A 20726-nucleotide genomic window follows, 5' to 3' on the forward strand; every position below is an offset into this window, starting at 1 on the left:
ATTTTGTCTTTAAAAAATTAATTAGAGAAAGAAATTAACAGTGCTTAAAATGAGTGTGTTATTTGATTTTTAAAGGCTTGATTTGGGTCTTGATTCATTTTTTTTCGCTATTTTTTCTGTCGCTAACCTATGGTATGTGTATCTTGAGAATTAGTATTAAAAAATGCCGGAATTGAATTATTCCGGCATTAAAAACTCAATATAATAATGCTATTTAAGTTTGATGATTTTTTGTTGGAAGCTTTGCTTGGTGTAAATACATTCTATGATTAAAATTTGATTTTGAAATGGGTTTTTAATTATAGTTTCTGGCTCAGCTGCTGAGTTTTGCTGAGATAATAAGCGCCCATTAATATCAAAGATTTTGACCTGTTTCGTTTGGTTTTTAAGCACCCCTTTAGAATTGATATAGATTTGTTTATCCCATGAGTATATCTGAACATTTGATAGTTCAGAACCAAGGTCGTTGGTATTCACTGTTTGGTTGATATGAAGCAGAAACCTTAAAGATTCATCCTCTGGACTGCTCTGGAATTCAACACTGGAGAAATCTTCTATTGGATACCAAATTCCAGTGAGTAAATCCTCGAGTAGTAAATCTTTATCCCCAAATCCTTGGAATTCGACTAATGATAGTTCATGTGTTCCGGCTATTCCAGCTAAAAAATGTATAGGGATAATTTTTGCTGTTTCCAGAGGTTCCTCTATCATATTTATGCTTAATTGGTCCTCGTTTTGCACAGAATAAAATTGAGGAACTTCTTCGAAATGGAAGAGTTTTGAAACATCAATTCCATTATCAAAGTCATCGGAGGAATCCCATTGGTAACCTAGCCAAATCTCATCTTCTAGGGTGTCTTGTTTGACATGGAAAACCAAATAACTCACTTCGCTATCTATTGCATTTTCTGATTTGTAAAATTCGTTTGCGGCATGTCTTCTAGCTTGCTTGGGAATTGTAATGCTAGCCTCCTCCGTTCGTGTTTTAATTAAAAACCCTTGTCCCATTGGAATAATCCCTTCTGTAAGTGAACCATAACCAGAAGAATTTCTATACCTGAATCTTCTTTTTCTACCATCATAAACCCAAACGCTGTGTTCCATATTAGATACTTCAATACTCTCATCGTCCCAATCAATGGCTGATGCGTAGGGATTGGCAATTAAATTGAAGCCTCTATGTTGATGTTGTAAAGCTGGAATTGAATTATGATCCAATTCAAGATCCTCGGCAAAAAGCTCACCTTGAAAACTTGGTGTTACTCCTTGGCTTGAACTGGAACCAATATAATATCGATATCCTGCACCATTTATCAACTCATGGTTGCCGTCATTAATAATTTGATAATTTGAGGAGGCTTCATTAAAAGAATAGACTTGGGTAAAAGGGTCTCCTCCGAAATCTAATACTTCTCTGAGTTCACCAGTAACTGGAGCTCCAATAAAGTGTGTGCTTCGGTTTCTCATAAACCTGTTCACGGTAGCTGGAGCATTACCCATTTCTTGTATGAGAGAGCCTGTGTTGTCTAAATCCGAAGTGATGATAATACCTTGATAGCTATTCTCATTTGATAATTCTCCATCGATGCTTAACATACCTTCAATAATGACTGAGGCGTTATTTTGAATTTGTAAATCATTTTTTACAATAAGATGAGTTCCTTTTTTGAGCTTTAGTTTAGCTCCGTTTTTTATGACTCCATCGGCAGAGACGGTGCTCCAAAAGAGGAGTAGACTCATAGCCAAGAGGGTTTTTGTTGTGCTTTTCATGATGGCTCCTTTGTTTAGTAATTTAATGATTGGTACTCATATTCTAAAGTGACAGTTAGTACTCCAAGTCCTCCCCAATTAGTTTCCTCCGGTGTCGTAATCATCCCTCGAAATCGTATAAAGTATACATAATCATTATCAATGGTAGGGTAATCAAAGTTATAAATGGAATAACTTGTTAACTCATTAGTATTGAAAGTAAAATTTGTCATACTTAGCTCGTCTCCTTCACCTATTAATTGAGTTGGCGTTTTTCGCATAAGTATGATATCAACATTTGTAGTAATACTGCCAGATATGTGAGTAGTCATTTTTGTGATGGTCACATTCTGAGGGAGCTTCACAGGAGCATATAAATTAGCGTAGAGATAATCCACATAATGGGTTTCAATATATACTCCGCCGGCTCCGTAATTAACAGTAACACCATAGTCCTCGTTAAATGAAGTTTGAAAATCTAAACCACTAAGTTGTAATTTCCCTGTTCTTACATTTTCGTAAGTTATGTTTTTGTTATCGCTGATAATGATATCATCGTGTGCTTCAATAGCCTTGTTTGCGATTATTTTCTCATTAGCAATTATATTTACACTCGTTTCTAGTTTATTATCATTAACCTTTAGAATATTGAAACTTCCATTTGCTACTTTAAATTCACCATTTACTTCTAATTGATTTTGATCAAAATCACCATAGACTAGAGGAAAGTAGGTATTGCTATTATCGATATAAAGCTTGTTGCTTCCTGTTTCATTATAACCGGCTTGATATCCTAAAAATACATTCCCTGAAGAGTTTGAACCGTAACTTCCGAAACCAGCTTCATATCCAATAGCAGTATTATTTGAACCAGACCCCGTATTGTATAATGCTCCTGAACCCATGGCTGTATTTCGAACACCATTGGTGTTTAATTCCATGCTCCCAGCTCCAAAAGCAGAGTTATGACTTCCGCTATTGTTAGAGAATAGAGACAGTTTACCAAAAGCAGTGTTGTTAGCGCCAATTTGGTTGGAATTCAGAGCAGAAATACCCACCGCTGTATTATTATTACTTCCATTGTCAGCTGCACCAATGGTTCCGATATAGATACTTGAATTATCGTTTTTAGCATCGCTTAAATCATCTATAGAATTGGCTCCTGATTCCGATGTTTCCCAGCTTGCTTTACCTTCTTCATCGGAAACTAAAACTTTTCCTGGACCAGGATTACCACCGGTGATTTTCAGGGTGCCATTAATTTCAACTTCATCGGTGCTAAAATCACCACCAATAAGAGGTGTTGAAGAGGAGGTGTTTTCTATATAAAGCTTGTTGCTTTCTGTTTCGTTATAACCCGCCTTCTGACCAATGAAAACACTTCCTGAGATATTGGTATTCTCGGTTCCTTTTCCTGCTTGATATCCTATTACTGTATTATAATTTCCTAAGCTATTATGGTAAAGGGCAGAGCCACCAATGGCGATATTATTACTGCCTTGAGTGTTAGAATATAGGGATTTTAGACCCATGGCAGTGTTATTATCCCCGTAGGAATTATTCAGCATAGCTTCTTTACCAAAGGCATTGTTTCCGCTACCGCCTGTATTACTCATTAATGATTGATAACCAAGCGCGGTATTGTAATTATTCACGGTTTCGTTTAGTCCTGAACTCTCACCAATAAAAACACTTGAGTATATGGTTTTTGCATCTTCAAGATCGTTTAGTTCATTAGGTCCAGAATTTTCAGATTCTTGCCAAGAGGCAAGTCCATTAGCATCCGAAACTAATACTTTTCCTTCTCCAGGATTTCCACCTGAAATACGAATCTGCTCATTTACAGTAAGGTTTGTATTGATGATGGCACTATCATTCACTATTAAATTTTCATTTATAGTTAGATCTTTATTGATGATTCCGTTATTACTAACATTTATATCTTGATTGACATTGAGGCTATTTAGTGTATTGATATCACCGTAACTAGTTATTTCTTCTTGGACTGTAAGCTCATCTAGAATTGTTAATTCACCATTGATCTTAACTTGATCTGTTTCGAAATCTCCGGCGATAAGTGGATTAGATGAGCTGGAATTTTCAATATACAGTTTGTTGCTGCCTTCTTCTTCCTTTCCGGCTTCATATCCAATAAAAACATTGCCTTCGCTGCTTTGTCCTGCATTTTGTCCAGCACCTGTTCCAATTGCGGTATTGTTATTTCCTGCTGTTTGCATCAAAAGGGCTCTGCTACCAATGGCTACATTTTCGGTTCCTGAAGTATTAATGGCCATTGCAGTAAAGCCTACCGCAGTATTATTTAAACCGACAGTATTGGAAGCCAAACTCATGGAGCCAATGGCTGTATTTTCACTACCCACTTCATTATTGCTTAATGTTCCAAAGCCTACCGCTGTATTTGCTTCACCGCCATAATTATTTTTTAAACTCATCTGACCAAGGCCAGTATTTGAGAGTTCTCCGTTATCCAATATTCCTGATTCTGCTCCTAGAAAAAGGCTATTACTGCTTGTTTTAGCATCGCTAAGCTCGTTTAACTCATTGACTCCTGATGGAATGGTCTCCCAAGAGGCTATTCCATTACCATCTGTTGTTAATACTTTGCCCTCCTCAGGGTTTCCTCCGGTAATTTGAAGTGTTCCATTTATTTTTAAATGATCTTCTAAGAAATTGCCATGTATAAGTGGATTTTCAGTGGCTCCATTATCAATAATGAGCTGGTGGCTTTCGGTATTTCCAGAACCCGCTTCATTCCCAATAAAAATATTTCCTGAAGCATCGGAGGGCTCAGAAGTATAGCCTGCAAAATATCCAATAGCTACATTAGCATGAGCTTCTTCATGATTTCTCATGGCGCCCACTCCCAATGTGACATTATTATTTCCTGATATGTGTTGACCAGACATGTCGCCAATGAAAATGCTGGTGGTATTGGTTCTGGCATCCATTAAATCATTTAAAGCAGTCACAATAGCTCCTGTCATCACTTCCCATTGATTGGTTGAGGTACTATAAAACCAAAAGCTGCTGTTGTCAATATCAAAAACCATCAAGCCATTGGCTGGATTTGAAATGGCTTCTCTTTCTATCGCACTCATGCTAGGGATTAATAATCCTTTTTCGTTGCTAGATACATCGAGCATGGCTGATTCATGAGGGTCGTTTCCTTCGGTATTGATAGAAACTTGGGCTTGGCTTATTGATATAAAACCTAAGAATAACATTAAAAATAGTAATCGTGTTTTCATTTTGTTCAATTTTGAGTTTTTTATAAAAATTTGATTTTAAATTAGAATCTGCTTTTTCCAAGAGAAGTCTAACTCTTCAAAATGGATTGAATACGGTCCGCTTGGTAATTCAATTTCCTGTGAGAGATAGTTGGTTTGTTCCATTTTGAATTGAGCCAAAACTCTTTCATTTTGATCAAGGATGCTGACAGTTCCATTTTGTACTATTTCTGCGGTCTGCAAAAACAGGGTGTTATTATGGGTATGTGTGAGAATGTGTTGCATATTGTTTCATTGTTTTCGGCAAATGTATTTGATGGAGGATGGTTTAAGAAATAATTTGGGTAGATGATAGGTAGTCTGACCTGTTTGTTTAGGTAGAAATTAGGTAGAAAACGATGTGTGTTATGATTTTTAAATGTCTTATAATCAGTGGTATGTGATTTTTTCTTATTCTTTTTTATTGTTAAGGTTTTCTGGCTCTCTTGGCATTTTAAATATACCTATATTTGAATTGAAATTATTAATTCATACCTCTATTATGTTTAAAATGAAGCGTTTTTATCTTTTGAGTTTGCTAAGTTTTTTTGTTCTGATTTCGCCACTTTGGTCTCAGGAAACAAAACTAGATAGTTTAAAAATGGAGCTTTTAGAAAGTGATGGGGAGGGCAAGGTTGAAGTCTTAATGGCATTAGGAGAAGTGACTTTTAGAAAAGAAAATGTCAGCTCACAAGATTATTATTCTAAGGCTTTTCGTTTGAGTAAAATACCCTCCTCGCAAATTGATTGTTTGGTGAACTTGATTAATTTATCTTATTTTTTAAAACAAGGAGATTCCATAAACTATTTTATTGATAGGGCTTTAGATATTAGTAGAGAAATGAATGATACTTTATTGATGGTGCGCTTTAATGTGGAAAAGGCTTATTCTTTTGACGCAAAAGGTGACTACATCGCAGCTAAGAAGTACAATCAAAAAAGCCTTGAGTTGTATCTTTTGTTCATGAAGAACCCTGCAAATGTCGATAAGTTAGATCCTTATAAGTATGCATTAATCTGTAATAATTTGGGTGCCGCTTATACCAATTTGGGGATTTATGATTCCGCATTTTATTATATGCTCATTTCGCTTCAAGAAAAAGAAAAACTAAATGTAGACCCTAGACGATTGGGAATAGGTTTTGTAAACCTTGGAGGAATTTGCAATAGAAAAGAGGACTATGCTGCAGCAATTGAATATGTGAATAAAGGATTGGAATTTTCAAATAGAGCTAAAGATTCGCTAATGTATATTCGAGGCTATAATCACCTTGGAGTGAGTTATAAAAAAACCGGAGATACAGTTAAAGCTCTTGAATATTATCATAAGTCATTAGAATTATGTGATATTTTGGGTAGATCAAAATCTACTGCTACAGTTTTGGTTAATTTGGGCATCATATACACAGACCTTAAACAATGGGAAAAGTCTAAGGAATATATGCTTAGAGCCCTAGCGATAAATAAAAGAATGAAGGATATTAGCGGAATTTCTAATTCTTTTAGCAATTTGGCTCACCATTATTTAAATAACAATGAAAATGATAGTGCTATTGTATATGCATTGAAAAGCCTATCTTTTGCTAATGCAACTGGTGAAATATTAACCTCTAGCATGAATTATAAAATCTTAAAAGTGGCTTATTCCAGAAAAAATGATTTTGAAAAAGCCTTTGAAGCACAGGAATCCTATTTCTTGTTGCACGATAGTATTTATAACGCAGAAAGTGATGAACGCTTTATGGAGCTTCAGACCAAATATCAAACAGCTGAAACTGATAAAGAGAATTTACAGCTCAATTACGACCTAGAAGTAGAAAAAACTCAAAAGCAGAGATTGTGGTGGGGGATGGCAGCTTTATTATTAGTTTTTGGATTCTCTGCTTTTTTAGTGAGGATGAAGCGCAAAAAAGATAGATTACTCCATGAAAAAGAACAAATAGTTTTAAAACGAGAAAAGGAATTGGCAAAAGCAGAATTAGAGAAAAGCCAATTAAAAGAACAGGAATTAAAAATGGAGATTCAGTATAAAAGCAGGCAGCTCACTACTCATGCATTGAATATGATGCAGAAAAACACTTTGATGCAAGAGATACAAGAAGAGTTAGTAGCGATAGCTAAAAAAGCTAATCATGATAATAAACCAGCATTGAACAGAATAAAAATGCTCATCAAGAAAAATCTACGCTCAGAAAAAGATTGGGATCTCTTTAAGCTCTATTTTGAGGATGTTAATAAGCAATTTTATGAGGAGTTGGCGAAAATCAGTAGGGACTTAACGCCCAACGATTTAAAACTTTGTGCCCTATTAAAGCTCAATATGAATATTAAGGAAAGTGCATCCGTAATGAATATAGAGCCTGCAAGTGTAAAAACAGCTCGCTATAAACTTCGTAAGAAATTGGATTTAAGACCGGAGGATGACCTAGTAGAGTTTATTCGAAAAATAGGATAAACTACTGCCTACTTTCGTTAAAAGCTTTGATGATTTCCTCTGGAGATTTTCCTAAATTATTTAAAGAAACCTGAGCATCGTTAGCAAAAGAGTGGTCTGGGTATTTGCTTAAAAACAATTTGTAGCTTTCTTTAGCCTTATCCATCTTGTTTAGATAGTTCTCATAAGTAAATGCTTTTAAAAATAAAGCTTGTGGCGCCTTCTCATAATAAGGATATTCCTTGATAACTCTATCAAATAGCTTCACTGTATTTTGAGAATGGAAAACATTAATACTAATATCAGCTGCTTTAAATAAATATTCAGCACTTTTTTCATCTTCCGGATACGTATCTACAAATTTCACATAATACTGAATCATGTTGGCAGCTTCTTTTTTGTCAATTATTCCTGCTTTTTCCTCAAACAATTGTTTTTCCATGTCTGAGATTTGAGAGGATAATTGATCATATTCACTTTGCTGACAAGAACTAAAAACGGCAACTAATAAAAGAATACTGAAAAAATATTTGATAGGCTTCGTAATCATTGGATTGGTTTTATGTTTATGATTTTTATTCGTTACAAAATTAGAAAACTGATGGTTTTTCGCAATAAAACTTTGTGTGATTTTAATCTTATTTAGTTTATCAAATAAAGCTGTTGAAAAAAACGAATTTCTATGCGTACATATTATGGCTTTTTTATTAATTTTACCTTTTTTAAAATCAGATATTAAACGATACATATATGAAATTTATTGTCAACAGTATAAACTTGTTAAAGAGTGTTCAAGCTCTGGGTGGAGTGTTAAATTCTAAGAATACACTTCCTATTTTAGATAATTTCTTATTTGAATTAAAAGGAAATACCCTAGCCATAACAGCCAGTGATTTGGAAACCATCATGACTGTTGATTTGGAGTTAGAGATGGCAGAAGACGACGGACAAGTTGCGGTTCCAGCTCGTTTGCTTATCGATATGTTGAAAGCATTTTCAAATGTACCGATTACTTTTACTATAGATTCGGAGCACAAAATTGAACTAGCTGCTGGTGACGGTAAATATAATTTATCAGGATATAATGCAGAAGAATTTCCAAAACTTCCAGAAATGGCAGAGGCTGTTAGTGTAGAAATGGAATCTTCAATGATGGTGAGTGCTATCAATAAAACATTATTTGCGACTGGAAACGATGAACTTCGTCCGGTAATGGCAGGTGTTTTTTGCGACATGCACGATAATGACATTACTTTTGTAGCTACTGATGCTCACAAATTGGTAAGATACCGCAGAACAAATGTGGAACCAGGTTCTCAAGTAAGTTTCATACTTCCTAAGAAGCCTTTAAACTTATTAAAGAATACTTTGGCTAATGATGATTCACCAGTTAAAGTTGAATATACAGAGAAGAATACCATTTTTACTTTCGATAATGTGAAGTTGGTTTGTAAATTAGTGGATGGTAGATATCCAAACTACGAAGCCGTTATTCCTAAAGAAAATCCAAATGTATTAACAGTGGATAGAATGGCATTTTTAAATGTGATTCGTCGTGTGTCTATTTTCGCTAATAAATCTACTCATCAAATTCGCTTGAAAATCACTGGTCAGGAATTATTGCTTTCTGCCGAGGATTTAGATTATAGCAATGCTGCTCAAGAAAGATTAAGTTGTAGTTATAATGGAGAAGATATGGATATAGGATTCAATTCTCGTTTTCTTCTTGAAATGTTGAACAACCTAGACTCTACAGAAATTAGTGTTCATATGTCGCAGCCAAACAGAGCGGGTTTGATTATTCCAGATAGCAACGATGAAAACGAAGATATTTTAATGTTGATCATGCCAGTTATGTTGAATAACTAAATGCAATCATAATATATGATATTCAAAGCCCTAGCATTTGCTGAGGGCTTTTTTATTACAAGTAACGCAGTTCTCCTGAACTGCGATTATTTTTTTGTAAATTTAGCTTACAGCTCGGGAGAGCTGTGTTACTTGTAGTCCGAACTCACTGGACTTTTTTTTGGAGTAAAGTAGTTCTCCCGAACTGCTTTTGTATAACTGCAAACTTCTTTTTCACAGCTCAGGAGAGCTGTGTTACCTATATAGCCAAAACTAAAAAGTTTAGTATTAAAATATTGATTCATAAGCTTATAGGATTTAGGTGATTGCAGAATATTTTTCAAAATCTGTCTATTAAGCTATTTGATTTCAAACATTTCTCTATTTTAGCAACACATAAATAAACGATTAAAATAATAAGTGATGAGAAAAATTTACCTCTTCTTTTTAGTGTTATTTGCTTTAAATATCTCTTTTGCGCAAACCGATTATACACAATATGTAAATCCATTGATTGGGACAAAAAATATGGGTCATACCTTCCCTGGAGCTACGGTTCCATTTGGAATGGTGCAGCTGAGTCCGGAAACGAACCAGCAAGCCATGCATAAAGAGGATGGTTCTTACAATAGTGAGACCTATAGATATTGCTCAGGATATCAATATGAGGATTCTACTATTTTTGGATTTGCCCATACCCATATGAGTGGGACAGGTCATGCCGATTTGGGAGATTTACTCGTTATGCCTACAGTTGGAGCGTTGACTTTAAATCCCGGCCAAGCGGAAGAAGCTGGTAGTGGCTATTTCTCTCATTTTTCTCACGATACTGAAATAGCAGAACCTGGATATTATGCGGTTAATTTGGAAGATTATGAGGTATTTGCTGAAATGACCTCCTCCGAGCGTGTGGGATTTCATCGCTATACTTTCCCCGAAACTCAAGAAGCTCATATCATTCTCGATATGGTTTATAATATCTATAATTATGAAGGAAAAAATGTTTGGACTTTCATCAGAGTGGAGAATGATTCCCTGATTACAGGATATCGACAAACCAATGGATGGGCTAGAACAAAGATGGTATATTTCGCCATGGAATTCTCCAAGCCTTTCAAAAGCTATGGTCAAAAAAGATATGAAGAAGTAAAATATAATGGCTTTTATAGAAAGTTCGAGGAGGAGAAGAACTTTCCAGAAATGGCTGGACAAGAAATTAGAGCTTATTTCGATTTCGACATGAAAGAAGGAGAGGAGCTTCAGGTAAAAATGGCTTTGTCTTCGGTGAGTACTGAGGGAGCCATCAAAAACATGGAAGCTGAAATTCCCCACTGGGATTTTGAGCAAGTGAAACAAGAAGCACAAGAAAAATGGAATCAAGAGTTATCCAAGATTCAGGTAGAAATGAGAACTCCTGAGCAGATGGAAACTTTCTATACTGCGCTTTATCATACTTTTCTCAGTCCCATTATTTACGAAGATGTGGATGGTCGGTATCGTGGTTTAGACCAAAATATCCATCAATCAGAAGGATTTACTAATTATACCATCTTCTCCCTTTGGGATACTTATCGCGCTTTACATCCTCTTTTTAATTTGATTCAGCCCAGCCGAAATAATGATATGGTTCATTCCCTTTTAGCTCATCACGATCAAAGTGTGCATAAAATGCTTCCCGTTTGGAGTCATTATGCCAATGAAAATTGGTGTATGGTAGGTTATCATTCTGTTTCTGTTATTGCCGATGCCATTGCCAAAAAAACCACAGATGTGGAATTAGACAGAGCAATCAAAGCTTGTGTTAACTCCGCTCAGCTTAGCTATTACGATGGATTAGAAAGCTATATGGAATTAGGTTATGTAGCTGAAGATTTAAGTGGCTCTTCAGTATCCAAAACTTTAGAATATGCTTATGATGACTGGTGTATTGCTCAAATGGCTCAGAAGGCTCAAAACGACTTGGTCTATGAGGATTTTAACAATAGAGCTACTTATTATATAAATGTCTTCGACTCGGTTTCTAATTATATGCGACCTAAGCTTTCCAACGGAGAATGGCGCAAAGATTTCGATCCTCTAGATACACATGGTCAGGGTTTTATTGAAGGCAATGCTTGGAATTATGGATTGTATGTTCCTCAAAATGTAGACAAAATGATTGCCATGATGGGCGGAAAAGATGAGTTTAGTCAGCATTTAGATAAAATTTTCACAACTCCAATTGAAGATAAATTTATTGAGAAAAATGAAGACATTACCAGAGATGGAATCATAGGAAACTATGTACACGGAAACGAGCCAGGACATCATATTCCATATCTTTATAATTGGACCAACGATGCATGGAAAACCCAAGAAAGAGTGAGGATGATTTTAGATGAAATGTATACCAACGATGTGGATGGGCTTTGTGGTAATGATGATGCAGGACAAATGAGTGCTTGGTATGTTTTTAGTTCTTTGGGATTTTACCCTGTTTTGCCTGGTTCTTCTATCTATGCTTTAGGAAGTCCTTTGGTAAAATCAGCAAGTATTGACTTGGAGGATGGTAAGAAAATTGAAATCATTTGCCATAAACAATCTGAAAATCATGTTTATGTAAAGAAAGTGCAATGGAACGGGCTTGCGATCACGGATTACTCCTTAAATCATTTAGAATTAGCAAAAGGTGGGAAATTGGAATTTTTCATGTCTAAAAAGCCTTAGCATACTGGTGTTCGAAATTGGACATAAGTGTTCGGAACGGAACATAATACTGCTGTCATTTCCAGTCTGTTAATTTATCTAAAAGCATTTTTCATTATGTGATTTGAATGGATTATTGTCTTATTTTTGAAAATTCGTAAAATCAAATTTTAAATCATTATACAAGATGAGTAGACAGTCTATTATCACACTTATCGCAATAGTTTTGTTTGGAGCTATCGCACTTTTAGCAATGAATTATTTTGCTAGTCATAAAGAAGAGGTGAAGCCTCCTAAAACAGAAAAAGAACTTCCCGAAGTAAAAACCGAAAAGGTAAGTTACACTCATGCTAAAGTAGATGTGGAAGAAACAGGTCGCTTGATGTCAACAGGTAGGGTAGACCTTATTACAGAAGTTAGTGGAAGAATGCTCGATGGTGATGTTCCTATGTTTACTGGTCAATCCTTTAAAAAAGGCGATGTTCTGTTAAGAATTTTTAATGAGGAGGCTAAATTATCACTCCAAGCTGCCAAAAGCAGATTTCTCAGTAGTATTGCCAATGTACTACCCGATTTAAAATATGATTATGCAGATAATTATGAGAATTGGTTAGCTTTCTTTAATGCCATTAAAATCGATAGTAAACTTCCTAAGTTTCCTGAGGTAAAATCTGAAAACGAAAAAATCTATTTAGCAAGCAAAGGAATTTTAAACGATTATTTCAGCATCCAAAGCACTGAAATTACACTGACAAAATACACCATTTATGCGCCGTTCGATGGTGCTTTCGCAAGCGTTAGCCTTGAAGTAGGTTCCATTGCCAGTCCTGGTAGTAGAGTAGCTAAAATGATTCGCACTGATATTTTGGAATTACAAGTCCCTTTAAATATGCAAGAAGTACCATTCGTAAAAAAAGGAAATACTGTAAAAGTTGAATATCAAGGAATGCAAACTACTGGTAAAGTAAATCGTGTTTCTAGTTTTGTGGATCCAGGAAGCCAATCCGTGATGGTATATGTTGATTTAAAAAACTCAGGCAAGTTCCCACTCTACGAAGGTATGTATATGAAAGCTCAGTTTGCAGAAACAGAATTAGAAAATGTGATGGAGATTCCTCGTTCCGCTCTATTCAATTTCGACGAAGTATATGTGGTTATTGATGGAAAGCTAGCGAAGAAAAGAGTACAAATTGCCAAGACTGATGAATATTCCACATATATCAGTGGTTTAGAATTAGGAATGGATTTGGTTGTTGAATCTTTGATTAATGCTTCTGACCAAATGCCAGTTAAAATCGCCCAATAATAAAACAAAAACATGAGAAATTTAGTTAGCACCTTTGTAAAATATCCATTTTACGCCAACTTAATCATAGTCATACTTGTGATTGCTGGGGGATTCTCTTTATCTAATATGAAGAAGTCTTTTTTCCCAGAAAGAAGTACCACTACTATTAATGTTCAGGTTTTTTATCCTGGAGCTTCTCCAAAAGAGATGGAGGAGGGAATTACAACAAGAGTGGAAGAATCATTAAGAGGTTTAGTGGGTATAAAAGAGATTACAAGCTCTTCTTCCGAAAACTTTGCTTCTGTAAGGATAGAAACCACAGGTAAATACGATATTGACCTCACTCTAGCAGAAATAAAAAATGCCGTGGATGGAATTTCATCTTTTCCAGTTGATGCAGAAAAACCTATTGTCTTTAAGCGTAGAGCTGTAACGCAAGCGGGATTTATTGGTTTAAGCGGAGATGTGGATCAGATAACTTTAAAACGCATGGCCAATGAGATAGAGAACGATTTCTATTCTTCTGGCAAAATATCGCAACTTAATGTAAGTGGTTTACCGCCATTGGAAATTGCTGTTGAGGTTTCGCAAGAAAATTTGCAACGTTATGGTTTGAGTATCTCAGAGGTTTCATCTGCCATTAGAAGCAATAATTTGGATATCAGTGGTGGTTTAATTAGAAATGATCATGAAGAAATTCTGATTCGTTCCAGATATCGCTCTGTAGATCCAGATGTGATTGCCGATTTAGTTATTCGTTCCTCTAATGATGGATCTAGTTTAAGAATTAGAGATATCGGAACCGTAAAACTACAATTTGCAGAGACACCGAGCCTTTCACTTCAAAACGGAAAACCTTCTGTTTCTTTTCAAGTAAATAAATTAGGAGAAGAAGATTTAGATGAGATTTCAACATTCCTTCACGATTATGTGGCAGAGTTTAATAGGATACATGATAATGTGAGAATGGATTTTACCTACGATTTCTTAACCATGTTAAAGAGTCGTTTGAATTTACTTTATTCCAATGGTGGTATTGGCCTTTTATTGGTATTATTAGCTTTGGGATTATTCTTAAACTTAAGGCTATCATTTTGGGTAGCTTTTGGTATTCCTGCTTCATTCCTCGGAATGTTTGTGGTGGCTGCGGCCATGGGAGTAACTATCAATATGATTTCCCTTTTCGGTATGATTCTGGTTATCGGGATTCTGGTGGATGATGGAATTGTGATTGCTGAGAATATATATTCCCATTTTGAAACCGGAAAGACTCCAATGCGGGCTGCCGTCGACGGAACCATGGAAGTGATGCCAGCTATTATTACCTCGGTTTTAACCACCATTGTTGCCTTTTCTCCGCTTTTACTTTTGACTGGGCAAATGGAAATGATGTATGAAATGGCTTTTGTAGTTACTGTTAGTTTAGGTATTTCTTTATTTGAAGCTTTCTTTGTATTGCCCGCTCACTTAGGTAATGCCAAAGTATTGAAGAGAAAAGACAGACGATCTAAATTCACCATTCGTCCACAACTAGAAAAGTTCATCGACTTTATGCGCTATAAATTATATGGTAATGCTTTAAAAGTAGTGATCAAATATAAATATGTAGTCATTTTTGCTCCCATATTCTTTATTATGATTACTGTGGGATTATTAAAAGGAGGATTTATTAATTATACCTTCTTCCCAGCCATGGAATTCGACCAGATTACTGTTAATGTAGCCTATAAGCCTGGTAGTGGTGAGAAAAGAACCATCGAAACCTTAAAGATGATAGAAAATAAGGTTTGGGAGGTGAATAAAGAAATTATGGAAGAGTTTAATGATACTTCTTCTTTTGTAGACTTTACTTTTGTAGGTTTAGGTGGTGCATTCGATGGAACCGAATCTGGAGCTCATGCGGGTAACTTATTTATTACCATGAGAGATATGGAAGGAAGTCCCATAAAAACCACCGATATTGCCAAAAGAATCAGTAAATCCATAGGGAAGATTCCAGATGTTGAGAAATTTGCAGTAGGGGGAAGAAATCGTTGGGGCTCACCTGTTTCTATTAGTATTTTAGGAAAAGATTTGGAAGAATTAGAACATGCCAAACAATTCTTAATGCAGCGATTGAATGAAATCACGGAGCTTAAAGATGTTACTGAAAACAATTCTGTTGGAAAAAGAGAAGTACGCTTAGAGTTAAAACCAAAAGCATACCTATTGGGATTAAATAGAGCGCAGATTGCTTCACAAGTACGACAAGGTTTTTATGGTGACCAAGCACAGCGCCTTCAAATAGGAAGAGACGAAGTTAGAGTCTGGGTGAGATATCCAAAATCTGATAGACTGAATTTAAGTCAGCTGGATTTTATGAAGATAAAGACTCCAGCTGGAGAATATCCTCTTAACGAATTGGCTTATTATGATATAGAACGTGGTCCTGTGAGTATTAAGCATTATAATGGAGCTCGTGAAGTTAGAATCGATGCCGATTTAACCGATTTCTATGCGCCCGTTCCTCCAATTTTAGCTCGTATTAACGAAACTATTATCCCTGAATTAGAACAGAAGTTTAGAGGCGTAAAAATTGAATATCAAGGGCAGCAAAGAGATAGTAACGATGCCACCAACGAAATGGGTAAGTATTTTGGTGTGGCCTTTATGATTATGATTTTCCTTATCATGATTCACTTTAAATCATTTACTCAGGGATTGATTGTATTGATGATGATTCCTCTAGGGTGGTTAGGTGCAGTTTGGGGGCATGGTATCGAAGGTTTCCCAGTTTCTATGCTTTCTGCTTGGGGCATGGTAGCCCTATCTGGGGTGATTATCAACGATGCGGTGGTGTTCTTGGCTAAATATAATAGCTTGATTTTAGAGGGCTTTAAAGTGAAAGAAGCGGTATATAAAGCTGGGACGGCTCGTTTTAGAGCCATATTATTAACGACTGTCACTACAGTAGCGGGTTTATATCCATTAATACTCGAAAAGAGTTTCCAAGCTCAGTTCTTAATTCCTATGGCTATTTCATTGGCATTTGGTGTATTGTTTGGAACCACATTTATCTTGTTATTCTTCCCAAGTTTAATTTTGGTTTTAAACGATATGAAGAAGTTATATGCGGGTATTAAACTTTGGATAAGTCCAAGAATGGTAGAAGAGAATGGTGAATTTAAAGAGCTTCCTTTTGCTTGGCCAAGTGCCGAAGAAGTGGAGCCAGCCATGCGTGATAGTAAAAGAGTAATCCAATAATTTATTGATCAGAAAAATGAGAATATTAAAATATATATCAGTGGTGTTGCTTTTGGCTTTTGCGAGTCAAATGAGTGCACAAGAATCAAGTCCGCTTACTTTAGAGGAGGCTGTCACTATTGCTTTGGAGAAGAATTTCGACATCCAGATTAGCAATAAAAATGTGGAATCGGCTGAGGTAAATAATACCTGGGGAGCAGCAGGAATGTTCCCGAGTGTAGATGTTGGAATCAGTCAGACCAATAGATTCGACAATAGCGAGTCTATGAGTTCTGACGAGCGTGACGATGTGCTTCGATCTGGTGTTCAGCCTTATGTTCAAGTACGATGGATGTTATTCAACGGACTCAATGTTTATATTAAAAAAGATAAACTAGAACTCGTCCAACAGCTTTCTGAAGGTAATGCTGCAGTAGTGGTAGAGAGTAAGATTCAAGCGGTGGTATTGGCCTATTATCAAAGCCTCCTCAATAGAGAGAAGTTGAAGACCATAGAAAGAGTGAAAAAGCTGAGTCGTGATAGATTTAACTATGTGCAAACCAAAAAGCAATTTGGTTCCGCCGTTAGTTATGATGTACTGCAAGCCAAAAACTCTTATTTAAGCGATTCTACCAATTATCTTTTGCAAAGCCTAGAGCTTAAGAAATCTCAATTGAATTTAAACCTATTAATGGGTGTGGAGAAAGAAAATGTATATGAGCTAACCAGTGTGTTTGAACCTACTATAGAGGATTATAAATACTTCGATTTAGAGGATAAAATGTTCAGCTCCAATAAAACTTTGCAGAATCAATATATCAATATGGAGATTTTGCAGAAAGATGTAGCAAGCGCAAAAGCAAGTGTTTGGCCTACTTTGAACCTGAATTCGGGTACGGATTATGCTAGCAATTATGTTCGTTATTCTGGAGCAGATCCCAATTCTTCATACTCCTACGATTTCTATGTGAATTTCAGCCTCAATTTCAATCTTTATGACGGGGGAAGAACACGAAGGTTAATCAAGCAATCCATTATACAAAGCGATATTGGAAATATTCAAGAAAGCCAAATCAAGCAAACCTTAAGTAATGGCCTATTGACAGTTTATGAGATGTATCAAATCCGCAAGCAGTTATTAAGTGTTGCTGATGTGGGACTAGAAACAGCTCAGCTCAACTTGGATTTATCCACTGAGAAATTCAAAAATGGAAGCATCAACTCCTTTAACTTTAGAGATGTTCAAATCATCTTTATCAATTCTGAATTCAGCAGACTAGAGGCGGTTTATAATCTTATCAATACCCATACCGAGTTATTACGTGCTACGGGTGGTATTATTTCAGAATTCGAATAGCAAGATACAGAAATTTCAATATTTAAGCGTGGCCTTTGGGTTGCGCTTTTTTTTGTTTATGTGGCGCAAAAAAAAGAATAATTCAGGGAGTTGTGCAATTGGATACGAGTAACGCGGTTCTCCTGAACTGCGGTTAATATTATTTTTTTTATTTGTAAAATATAAATAAGCATGAGTTGCAAGCCAAGGTGTTAATTTTTTAATGTGTTTTAATAAGCAATAGGAAAGCATTGATAATAAAGCTTATTAGTAAGAAAGCTAGAGGTGTTATTTAAAATACCCACCTAGTTCAATGCTTATTTAGTGAGGTGTTGAAAAGAACTAAATCACAATTCAGGAGAATGGTGTTACAGCTATCGAAACTAAACTTTTCCTAAAACTTCACAAACCCAAATATTTCTAACAAAATGGGCCTTTCCTATTTTACTTACGCTACCATGATCTACAATTTTCAATCGGGCCTTGCTGATTAAATTGGTGATATCCTCAGTTGATAGAATGACCATACGATTTGTGATTTTAGCTGTAGAATCAATGATATTAAAAAGCTCATCGTCTGTTGCACGGCTGTACATATTATAGGGGAGGTCTATAATGGCAGCGTCATATTTTTTACTGATGTCTTTTATATCGGAGCAATAAATGTTTGCGGTATAATTAAAGTGGGAAATGTTTTTACCCGCATGATGAAATATTTTAGGGTTGATATCACAACCTTCTATATGATATCCAGCGAAACAAGCTTCTAATATGATGGTTCCAGCACCACAACAGGCATCTAGTAATGTGATTTCTTTATTTCCTTTCGATGCAATATTTACCAAAGATTTGGCGGTATGAAGACCAAGTGAATTACTATAAGAGTAGGGTTTATCATTATGTTGATGCCATTTGAAATTGTTTTTAATCAGAACTCCAAAATACCATATACCTTCATAATAGGCCAAAGCATAAGTGATGTATGGATTATAATAATCAGGTGCTCCATCAATACAAAATCCTATATCTTTTAGTTTACTCAGCCGCTCCGGATACTCCGTTTTATCGCCGTGTAAAACTACATACTCCGCTTTGAAGCTATCGATGCGTATTTTCTCTTTTTTGGCTTTAAGGATAAGTGTATCATAGTCATCGGAAGATGAAATAATATCGATTCTTCTTTTGATGAAAGCGCTATTGGATGGCTCTATTTTGATATCAGAAAAAAGCAGTTTATTCTTTTCATCTTCATTAAATAGATGTCTCGATTCGAGTTTGCATAAATCACTCTCACTACGATCGTAATTATAGGAATAGAGATACTTATGGTCTTGCATGTGTTTTGCTTTTTTGCTTGAATAGCATAAAAAGCTGCTATCACAATGAATATTTGGTAAATATAGGGAAAGTCCTTGGCTGGCCTATGTTTTTTTGTGAAATAGGTGTTGAAATGGTGGTTTTCTGCTAATCTTATAATTTTTATTTGAAGCTTTTTATACGCAACGACACTAAGTGGCGTAGTAAAATTGTTTATTTGCAGAAACAAAATAAAAAGCGATGAAGAATAATCAGGACTATAATCACATTCTAAGAATAGGCATTATTTATGACCTCCTCAAAAAGAAAGATTTTACAAAAAGAAATGAATTTGAAAATGTTCTACTCGAAAAATTAGGGCACTTTTCGTCCCGTACTTTCGATAGGGATTTAAGGAAATTACGCGAACAATTTGGTTTGGTTATTAGATATGAGAACCCTTATGGATACGGATTTGATAAGGCCTATGAACAAGATACCTCAAAAATTGAGAACCTTTTACATCTGATGAACTCTACAGTTTTTAAAATGAATCATCTAAACAAAAAAGACATTATATATCCATTTACCAGCAATAATATTGAGGTTAATGAATTCTTACCTGAAATTAGTGAGGCCATATCCAGTTGCCATAAAATCCATATTGCATACAGAGGATATTGGGAAACCGATCGTAAGGAATATATCCTTTCGCCCTATTTATTGAAAGAATTCCAGCTCAGGTGGTATGTTCTGTCTAAAGTTGATGGTGAAATCAGAGTCTTTGGATTAGATAGAATTAGATCAATAGATGTCCTACAAGATGAATCAGTTGAACGTCCTAAAATAGATGCCAGTGTTTTTAATAATATCATTGGTGTTTCCGAACCACACCTCAAACCAGAGAAAGTGGTGTTGGCCTTTACTCCACGACAAGGTAGATATATCAAATCATCCCCAATACACCCAACACAGGAGCTTGTTTCTGATGATGAAAATGGCTTGGTGATTTCCTTGAAGGTAGGCATTAACTGGGAGTTGAAAGAGGTCATCAAGAAAAATGGTATTCAAGTAAAAGTATTAGAACCAGCTCATTTGGTTGAGGAAATCAAACAAGAACTTATCGACAATTTAAAACAATATCAATCATAAAAACTAGAATTATGAAAACAGGTGAATTAGTAAAGTTTATCATCAAAGGGAGTATCAGCCTATTGACAATAGGTTTTGGTTATGCCTTAGGCAAAGAAGCAGAAAAGAATTATAACAATTGGAATCAGGAGGAGGGCAAAAATGAATAATAGTCAATCTGAAAACCCTAAGAAAGATGAAAATAATGGCTTGAGCTTTTTTGAGCCTATATTCTCACAAGTGGAAAAGCAATTTGCACAAAACGAGATATTTAAAATAGGAAAAATTTCAGGACATTGGTTTGGAGGTATAATAGATGGAGCAGTGGACCTTATTTTCAAGAGATATTAACGATTAATTAATTTAACACATCAAAAAAAAGATTATGGAAACCATAACAATTAAGCATCGTTTTCAGCCCTAAGCCGTGGAGCTAAGCATTTGCTTATG

Annotated in this window: 14 protein-coding genes; 9 read left to right on the plus strand and 5 right to left on the minus strand. The window is 35.5% G+C overall.

Annotated features, from left to right (window positions below; all coding sequences use genetic code 11):
- Positions 1–210: 210 nt before the first annotated feature.
- From HNS38_RS03685 to HNS38_RS03695, 3 genes are read right to left on the minus strand one after another with little or no spacing between them, the layout of a single operon-like run.
- Entirely contained in the window at positions 211–1770 is a 1560-nt protein-coding gene (locus HNS38_RS03685) for a hypothetical protein (RefSeq protein WP_172282254.1), read from the minus strand.
- Positions 1771–1784: 14 nt separating this feature from the next.
- Positions 1785–5018 carry a hypothetical protein gene (locus HNS38_RS03690; RefSeq protein WP_172282256.1) on the minus strand — a complete coding sequence of 1078 codons (3234 nt, stop codon included), beginning with the start codon at positions 5016–5018 and terminating at the stop codon, positions 1785–1787.
- Positions 5019–5054: 36 nt separating this feature from the next.
- Positions 5055–5282, minus strand: coding sequence for a hypothetical protein (locus HNS38_RS03695; RefSeq protein WP_172282258.1), 228 nt, complete (start codon positions 5280–5282; stop codon positions 5055–5057).
- A gap of 265 nt (positions 5283–5547) precedes the next feature.
- Between HNS38_RS03695 and HNS38_RS03700 the strand changes: the two genes are divergently transcribed.
- The gene (locus HNS38_RS03700) at positions 5548–7491 is read left to right on the plus strand and encodes a tetratricopeptide repeat protein (RefSeq protein WP_172282260.1); all 1944 of its coding nucleotides are present in this window, start codon (positions 5548–5550) and stop codon (positions 7489–7491) included.
- Between the two features lies 1 nt (position 7492).
- On the opposite strand, the gene HNS38_RS03705 is transcribed toward HNS38_RS03700, so the two are convergent.
- Complete coding sequence (locus HNS38_RS03705) at positions 7493–8020, minus strand: tol-pal system YbgF family protein (RefSeq protein WP_172282262.1); 528 nt, start codon at positions 8018–8020, stop codon at positions 7493–7495.
- Positions 8021–8220: 200 nt separating this feature from the next.
- On the opposite strand from HNS38_RS03705, the gene dnaN reads away from it, so the two are divergent.
- The 5 genes from dnaN to HNS38_RS03730 all read left to right on the plus strand — a co-directional run bounded on the left by dnaN (position 8221) and on the right by HNS38_RS03730 (position 17870).
- A complete protein-coding gene (dnaN, locus tag HNS38_RS03710; RefSeq protein ID WP_172282264.1) occupies positions 8221–9339 on the plus strand; it encodes a DNA polymerase III subunit beta in 1119 nt (372 codons plus the stop codon).
- A 402-nt stretch (positions 9340–9741) separates the two neighbouring features.
- Positions 9742–12024 (plus strand): GH92 family glycosyl hydrolase, encoded by a 2283-nt coding sequence (locus HNS38_RS03715; protein WP_172345986.1) that lies wholly within the window; start codon positions 9742–9744, stop codon positions 12022–12024.
- Between the two features lie 166 nt (positions 12025–12190).
- Entirely contained in the window at positions 12191–13309 is a 1119-nt protein-coding gene (locus tag HNS38_RS03720; RefSeq protein WP_172345987.1) for an efflux RND transporter periplasmic adaptor subunit, read from the plus strand.
- A 12-nt stretch (positions 13310–13321) separates the two neighbouring features.
- Positions 13322–16534 (plus strand): efflux RND transporter permease subunit, encoded by a 3213-nt coding sequence (locus tag HNS38_RS03725; RefSeq protein WP_172282270.1) that lies wholly within the window; start codon positions 13322–13324, stop codon positions 16532–16534.
- A gap of 16 nt (positions 16535–16550) precedes the next feature.
- The gene (locus tag HNS38_RS03730; protein WP_172282272.1) at positions 16551–17870 is read left to right on the plus strand and encodes a TolC family protein; all 1320 of its coding nucleotides are present in this window, start codon (positions 16551–16553) and stop codon (positions 17868–17870) included.
- A 362-nt stretch (positions 17871–18232) separates the two neighbouring features.
- Here HNS38_RS03730 and HNS38_RS03735 read toward each other — a convergent pair whose 3' ends face one another.
- Positions 18233–19186, minus strand: coding sequence for a TRM11 family methyltransferase (locus HNS38_RS03735; protein WP_172345988.1), 954 nt, complete (start codon positions 19184–19186; stop codon positions 18233–18235).
- 220 nt (positions 19187–19406) lie between these two features.
- On the opposite strand from HNS38_RS03735, the gene HNS38_RS03740 reads away from it, so the two are divergent.
- From HNS38_RS03740 to HNS38_RS03750, 3 genes are read left to right on the plus strand one after another with little or no spacing between them, the layout of a single operon-like run.
- Positions 19407–20297: a YafY family protein gene (locus HNS38_RS03740; protein ID WP_172345989.1), complete on the plus strand. Its 891-nt coding sequence runs from the start codon at positions 19407–19409 to the stop codon at positions 20295–20297.
- Positions 20298–20308: 11 nt separating this feature from the next.
- Positions 20309–20446, plus strand: coding sequence for a hypothetical protein (locus HNS38_RS03745; RefSeq protein WP_172345990.1), 138 nt, complete (start codon positions 20309–20311; stop codon positions 20444–20446).
- Positions 20439–20627 (plus strand): hypothetical protein, encoded by a 189-nt coding sequence (locus HNS38_RS03750; RefSeq protein WP_172345991.1) that lies wholly within the window; start codon positions 20439–20441, stop codon positions 20625–20627. Before HNS38_RS03745 ends, HNS38_RS03750 begins: the two co-directional genes overlap by 8 nt.
- Positions 20628–20726: the final 99 nt, after the last annotated feature.

The sequence above is a fragment of the Lentimicrobium sp. L6 genome, assembly GCF_013166655.1.
In the GTDB taxonomy this organism is placed as follows: Bacteria; Bacteroidota; Bacteroidia; order Bacteroidales; family UBA12170; genus UBA12170.

Excerpts from the sequence above, each read along its gene's own strand:
- HNS38_RS03685 (WP_172282254.1), bottom strand. The coding sequence starts at position 1,770 with ATGAAAAGCACAACAAAAACCCTCTTGGCTATGAGTCTACTCCTCTTT.
- HNS38_RS03690 (WP_172282256.1), bottom strand. The coding sequence starts at position 5,018 with ATGAAAACACGATTACTATTTTTAATGTTATTCTTAGGTTTTATATCA.
- HNS38_RS03695 (WP_172282258.1), bottom strand. The coding sequence starts at position 5,282 with ATGCAACACATTCTCACACATACCCATAATAACACCCTGTTTTTGCAG.
- HNS38_RS03700 (WP_172282260.1), top strand. The coding sequence starts at position 5,548 with ATGAAGCGTTTTTATCTTTTGAGTTTGCTAAGTTTTTTTGTTCTGATT.
- HNS38_RS03705 (WP_172282262.1), bottom strand. The coding sequence starts at position 8,020 with ATGATTACGAAGCCTATCAAATATTTTTTCAGTATTCTTTTATTAGTT.
- dnaN (WP_172282264.1), top strand. The coding sequence starts at position 8,221 with ATGAAATTTATTGTCAACAGTATAAACTTGTTAAAGAGTGTTCAAGCT.
- HNS38_RS03715 (WP_172345986.1), top strand. The coding sequence starts at position 9,742 with ATGAGAAAAATTTACCTCTTCTTTTTAGTGTTATTTGCTTTAAATATC.
- HNS38_RS03720 (WP_172345987.1), top strand. The coding sequence starts at position 12,191 with ATGAGTAGACAGTCTATTATCACACTTATCGCAATAGTTTTGTTTGGA.
- HNS38_RS03725 (WP_172282270.1), top strand. The coding sequence starts at position 13,322 with ATGAGAAATTTAGTTAGCACCTTTGTAAAATATCCATTTTACGCCAAC.
- HNS38_RS03730 (WP_172282272.1), top strand. The coding sequence starts at position 16,551 with ATGAGAATATTAAAATATATATCAGTGGTGTTGCTTTTGGCTTTTGCG.
- HNS38_RS03735 (WP_172345988.1), bottom strand. The coding sequence starts at position 19,186 with ATGCAAGACCATAAGTATCTCTATTCCTATAATTACGATCGTAGTGAG.
- HNS38_RS03740 (WP_172345989.1), top strand. The coding sequence starts at position 19,407 with ATGAAGAATAATCAGGACTATAATCACATTCTAAGAATAGGCATTATT.
- HNS38_RS03745 (WP_172345990.1), top strand. The coding sequence starts at position 20,309 with ATGAAAACAGGTGAATTAGTAAAGTTTATCATCAAAGGGAGTATCAGC.
- HNS38_RS03750 (WP_172345991.1), top strand. The coding sequence starts at position 20,439 with ATGAATAATAGTCAATCTGAAAACCCTAAGAAAGATGAAAATAATGGC.